Genomic DNA, 5,361 nt, shown 5'->3' with positions numbered 1-5,361 from the left:
CCCGAACTCATGGAGGGCATCCGGCGCCAGGCCGAACGGTTCGGCGCGGAACTCATTGCCGACGACGTCACCGAGGTCGACCTGCGGGCCGACCCGAAAATCATCACCGTCTCGGACAAGACATACCTCGCCCGCACTGTGATCATCGCCACCGGCTCCTCCTACCGCATGCTGGGCCTCGCGGACGAGGCCCGCCTCCTCGGCCACGGCGTGTCGGCATGCGCGACCTGTGATGGGTTCTTCTTCAGGGACCAGGACATCATCGTCGTCGGTGGCGGTGACTCGGCCTTGGAAGAGGCAACGTTCCTGACCCGTTTCGGCCGGTCCGTGACGATCATCCACCGGCGAGACCGACTGCGGGCAAGTGCGATCATGCAGGAACGCGCGCTAGCCAACCCGAAGATCCGTTTTCGGTGGAACGCCGTGGTCGAGGCCATCCTCGGCGACGACACGGTCACCGGCGTCACAGTGCGCGACACCGTGACTGGCGAGACGGACGATATCCCCGCGACCGGCCTGTTCGTCGCCATCGGCCACGAGCCTCGGTCGGAGCTTGTTCGTGGGCAGCTCAAGCTCGACGAGGCCGGGTACATCGTGGTGGACCATCCCTTGACCACTACCAACCTTTCAGGCGTCTTCGCCTGCGGTGACGTCGTCGACCACATCTACCGGCAGGCCGTCACGGCGGCGGGCACCGGGTGCGCAGCAGCGCTGGATGCGGAGCGTTGGCTGGCCGCACGCGAAGGCGAAGGCGAACAGGTACCACGGGCACCCGCCGAGACGGTCACGCAGTGAGCGCCGGCGACAGTCACGGATTCCGGATGCCCTAAGAGCGCCCGGCAATAGGGGGGTGGATCAAGGAGCGGGGCTGGGGCACGTAGATCGCGAGGCGGAGGAGGGAGGCACCCTGGTGTTGGGTGTCGACCGACGACAACGAGGCGAGGTGCGTGCCCCAGCCCCGCGACGCCGCGTCCCCTATTGCCGGTCGCTCTAAGTTCCCCTGGATCCGAATCCACCAGGTTCGTCAGGGCACTGTGTCCGCGGAGTCGTTCTGACACGACACCGTCCCCGTAGCAACGATAGGAAGGAGATCATCATGGCTGGGGTTACCAAGCCCGTCACCGACAGCACATTCGCCGACGAGGTCCTGGGAAGTAGCGTGCCCGTCCTCGTCGACTTCTGGGCGGAGTGGTGCGGGCCGTGCAAGATGATCGCCCCGGTTCTCGAGGAGATCGCGGCCGAGCACAGCGACAAGCTGCGCGTAGTCAAGCTCAACATCGACGAGAACCCGCAGGTCGCTCGGCAGTATCAGATCATGTCAATACCCACTATGGCCGTTTTCGTGAACGGCGAGGTGGATAAGAGCATCGTCGGCGCGAAGCCGAAAGCAGCCCTTCTGCGGGATCTTTCCGCATACATCTGAGTACGGCCTGTGTGGCGGGTGATGGTGGCCCGCCCACGAGGCAGGGGTCCCCGTGCAACGCCTTCGGCGTGGCACGGGGAAGCCGGATCGGTAGGCCCCCGCACAGCGGCCCGCCCACGAGCTCGGGGTCCCCGGATCGCGGCGAAGCCGCTATCCGGGGTTAGCCTGTGTCCCCGTGACCCGTCCGTCAGTAGGTTCGAGTGGTAACCGCGGGGCAAGGCTTCTGCGTCTCGGCGACCGTGATCCATCCGTCATCGAGGTACGCGCCGCATTGATCTCCCTGTCGTTTCTGCCGGCCGCGCCACGTCAGCCAGACGCATCCGCGCCGGGTTCGGGAGGCCCGAGGCTACGCAATCATGGTTCCCCCGCACTGCCGGAGGTCCCGGTCACCGGGCCGCTGTTGGTTCCAGCCAGCACAGACCTACCTCATCCTACCGACCCGCACGTGTCATATCCGTACATGTCCGACCGGCGCGTGTCCGACCTGTCGGGGTCCGACCCTGCGGCGGACGGGAGCCTGTTCGACGAGGCACTGGACGATGCCGTCCGTGCGTTTCAGCAGAGCCGAGGCCTGTCCGCGGACGGCATTATCGGCCCGGACACCTTCCGCGCGCTCGACGAGGCCCGTCGCAAGCTCGGCGACCGCCTGCTGTACCACAGCATCAACCATCCGTTCATCGGAGACGATGTGGCAGCACTCCAGGAGCGGCTGTCGAACATGGGGTTCGACGTGGGACGAGCGGACGGGATCTTCAGCTCGCAGACAGAGGCGGCACTCAAGGACTTCCAGCACAACCGAGGCTTGGAACCGGATGGCCGTTGCGGGCCGCTGACCCTGCGGGAGCTGAAGAAGCTGGAACGGACCGTCGTCGGCGGCCGTCCGGATGTGCTGCGGGAGTCGGTACGCCTGCTTCAGCAGGGGCCGTCCCTGCTCGGGGTCGTGGTCGCGATCGACCCCGGGCATGGTGGGGGAGATCCGGGGGTCACCGTCGGGCAGCTGTGCGAGCGCGACCTCATGGCCGATCTTGCCTCTCGACTCGAGGCCCGACTGTTGGCCTCCGGCCTGGAGGCATACCTGCTGCACGGTCCACACGAATCGCCGGACGACTCCGAACGTGCCCATCGGGCGAACGAAATCGGCGCGGACCTACTCGTGTCGTTGCATCTGGACGCGGGCAAGTCGCCGCGTGCCCAGGGAGTGTCGTCCTACTACTTTGGCAATGCCCGGGGATCGTCCGCCGTGGGTGAACGCCTGGCCGGGCTCGTGCAGAAGGAACTTGTATCGCGCACGGACCTCGTCAACTGCCGGACCCATGCCAAGACCTGGGAGCTCCTTCGGCAAACGCTGATGCCGGCCATCCGTACGGATCTGGGCTATCTCACGAACCCGCACGATGCCGCCGCACTCGAATCGCAGGAATTTCGGGCCACCGTCGCCGAGGGGATACTCGCTGCGGTACAGCGGCTGTTCCTGCCGCCGGACCTCGACCCACCCACAGGACAGCTACGGGTGCCGACGCTTGCCTCGCGTACGGCCCGCTGAGGCCCTGCCTGGCCCTTTCTACCGACTCTGCCGCAAACCCCCGCCGACGGGCTGGCCGTATCCCTGCTAGCCGTATCCCTGCTAGCCGTATCCCTGCTGGCCGTCTCCCAGGGCAATTGGCACCGAGACACGGTCAGCCCGTCGGCGCTGTCCCAGCCGCGCTACCGACCTGGCGCAGCATCGCCTCCGGTGCCATCGACCCAAGCAGCCGCTCAAGCGCGACCTCAACCTCTTCCCGCCAGCTCACGGCGTTCTTGACCTCAAGCCGCAGCCGGGGCCAACGGTGGTGCGGCCGGACCGTCTTGAAGCCCACGGCAAGCAGATACTCGGCGGGTACAACGCACCGGGTCCCTTCGCCACGCAGATCCCCGAAAGCCTCAATGGCGCGAAACCCACGGCGGACCACATCCTTGGCGACCGACTGGATGAGAACACGCCCCAAGCCCTGGCCAGCGAACTCATCCAAGATTTTTGCAGTCATGAGGAGCACGGCGTCCGGACTGACGGGACTCGTCGGAAAGGCGACCGACCGCGGTACATAGGCCGGCGGTGCGAACATCGCGAACCCGGCCGCGACGCCGTCCACATAAATGATCTTTCCGCAGCTTCCCCACTCGAGAAGGGCTGAGGACACCCACGCTTCCTTCTCCAGTTCAGTGCCCCCGGCTTCCTCCGCCCGACTGCGTGCGACCGGGTCCAGCTCCCAGAAGACGCATCGACGGCACCGCCGCGGCATGTCGTCGATGTTGTCGAGAGTGATGTTGGCAATGCGACGGCTCATATCGCGATGTTCCACGCGGCCAGGCATCCAGCGTCGAGGTCACCACTGACATCTCTCACACATCCAGGTTAGGCCATCCGGTGTAGATATTCATTGAAGATGACCGCTGTCCGGGTACGACGAACGTTTCCGGCGGCCAGAGCGCCCAGGAGCGCGGGGTGTCGGCGTCGGCGAACCGACCCCTGCTGCATCTCCTGGCACGAGAAGTCCTCAACGTGGCGCGTACCACGTCGTCAGGGTGGGACGGGCGGGGGCGAGTTCATAATGTTCCACGTGAAACGCCCGCGGCGGAGTCGCCGACGACGGGCCCCTCGAGCCGGAATTCGCAGCACTGGGTAGCGCTGCGGGCGAACCCCTGTGGGAGAACCATCTCGATCGCCGTGTGACGGTGGGATCTGGACAGGCCAGGAGGCCGGCTGGGCGCGGATCGCCCGGCAATGGGGGTGTGGATGAAGGAGTGGGGCTGGGGTGCGTGCATCGCGAAGTGCGAGGACAGAGGCACGCGCCCCAGCCCCGCGACGCCGCATCCCTGTTGCCGGGCACTCTACGTTGTGGCTGATGGGGCGAGGGCTACTGGAAGCGGGAGACGAAGCGGCGTTGCCAGGGTGTCTCCACGGCGCGTGGGGAGTATCGCTCCCGGACGTAGGCAACCGCCTCACGGGCCGGTACCCCGTCCAGCACTGCGAGGCAGGCCAGTGCCGTGCCGGTTCGTCCGTATCCACCGGCGCATGCGACCTCGACGCGCTCGGCTTCGGCGCGGATCCATGCCTCGCGCAGCGCGTCGACGGTTGCCGTGCGGTCGGATGGCAACCAGAAGTCGGGCCAGCGAAGCCACCGGCTTTCCCAGACAACGGGGGGTGCCTCCTGGCCCAGCAGATACAACGCGAAGGTGGGAACGGGACCAGCCGGAAGCGGCACGCGCAGTCCCCGACCGCGAACGATCCGGCCGGAGGGCAGCCGCAGCACGCCCGGCGCTGCGGGCTCCCATGGTGCGATCATGGTGCGATCATGGTGCGATCATGGTTCGATCATGGTTCGATCATGGTGCGAGGGTAACCCTCTTAGCCTGTCAGCGTGCTCACCGAGCAGCGTGCTGATGACGTCTTCGCGGCAGTGGCCGGTGTGCAACTGCACCAGCTGATGCGGCTGCGCTGAGCACGACCCAGCGGAGCCCGACGCAGGAGCCGCCGGCCCGGACCCCGGTGACCCGGGGATTGCAGGTAGCCAGTTGGTCAATCCGCTCCCGACCGGTGCCGCTGGCGTGGATGTTCACAGCGGCGACCCGCACCACCAGACACGGGCCGCGGGCGCCGGTGACGATGTTCTGCGGTCGTCCCGGTCCCAGCCGTGCCAGCCGTGCCAGCCGTGCCAGCCGTGCCAGCATCGACGGCGCCGGACGTGCGGACGTGCGGACGTGCGGACTGCGAGTTCACCATCGCCGCCGACGGCCCGACCCTCCGACCCCGGCAGCCAGTGCTGATGTCAAGGGACGTCGTGGGGCACCGGAACCGTGTCCGCAGTGCGCCCGGACCGGGGGACGTCCCGAGGCTTTGGGTGCTGGCACCCGAGGGAATTCTGATCGCCCGACGGGGTGGAAATGTCGGACCAGACACC

Annotated in this window: 5 protein-coding genes; 3 read left to right on the top strand and 2 right to left on the bottom strand. The window is 67.0% G+C overall.

The genetic code is table 11. The annotated features are described in order from the left end of the window. The 3 genes from U9977_RS11225 to U9977_RS11215 all read left to right on the top strand — a co-directional run. Positions 1–795: NAD(P)/FAD-dependent oxidoreductase (locus tag U9977_RS11225; RefSeq protein WP_322749168.1), on the top strand; the 795-nt coding region annotated here is incomplete at its 5' end. A gap of 301 nt (positions 796–1,096) precedes the next feature. Then, the gene (gene trxA, locus U9977_RS11220; RefSeq protein ID WP_322749167.1) at positions 1,097–1,423 is read left to right on the top strand and encodes a thioredoxin; all 327 of its coding nucleotides are present in this window, start codon (positions 1,097–1,099) and stop codon (positions 1,421–1,423) included. 175 nt (positions 1,424–1,598) lie between these two features. Next, on the top strand, positions 1,599–2,966 hold the full coding sequence (locus tag U9977_RS11215; protein WP_322749166.1) for an N-acetylmuramoyl-L-alanine amidase: 1,368 nt from the start codon (positions 1,599–1,601) through the stop codon (positions 2,964–2,966). 133 nt (positions 2,967–3,099) lie between these two features. Here U9977_RS11215 and U9977_RS11210 read toward each other — a convergent pair whose 3' ends face one another. Then, positions 3,100–3,747, bottom strand: coding sequence for a GNAT family N-acetyltransferase (locus U9977_RS11210; protein WP_322749165.1), 648 nt, complete (start codon positions 3,745–3,747; stop codon positions 3,100–3,102). A 570-nt stretch (positions 3,748–4,317) separates the two neighbouring features. Continuing rightward, positions 4,318–4,746, bottom strand: coding sequence for a protein-tyrosine phosphatase family protein (locus tag U9977_RS11205; protein ID WP_322749164.1), 429 nt, complete (start codon positions 4,744–4,746; stop codon positions 4,318–4,320). Positions 4,747–5,361: the final 615 nt, after the last annotated feature.

The organism is Protofrankia sp. Cas8 (assembly GCF_963555845.1).
Taxonomy (GTDB): Bacteria; Actinomycetota; Actinomycetes; order Frankiales; family Frankiaceae; genus Protofrankia.
Note: the sequence above shows the minus strand (reverse complement) of the source record. Positions and strands in the feature narration are given on the sequence as shown.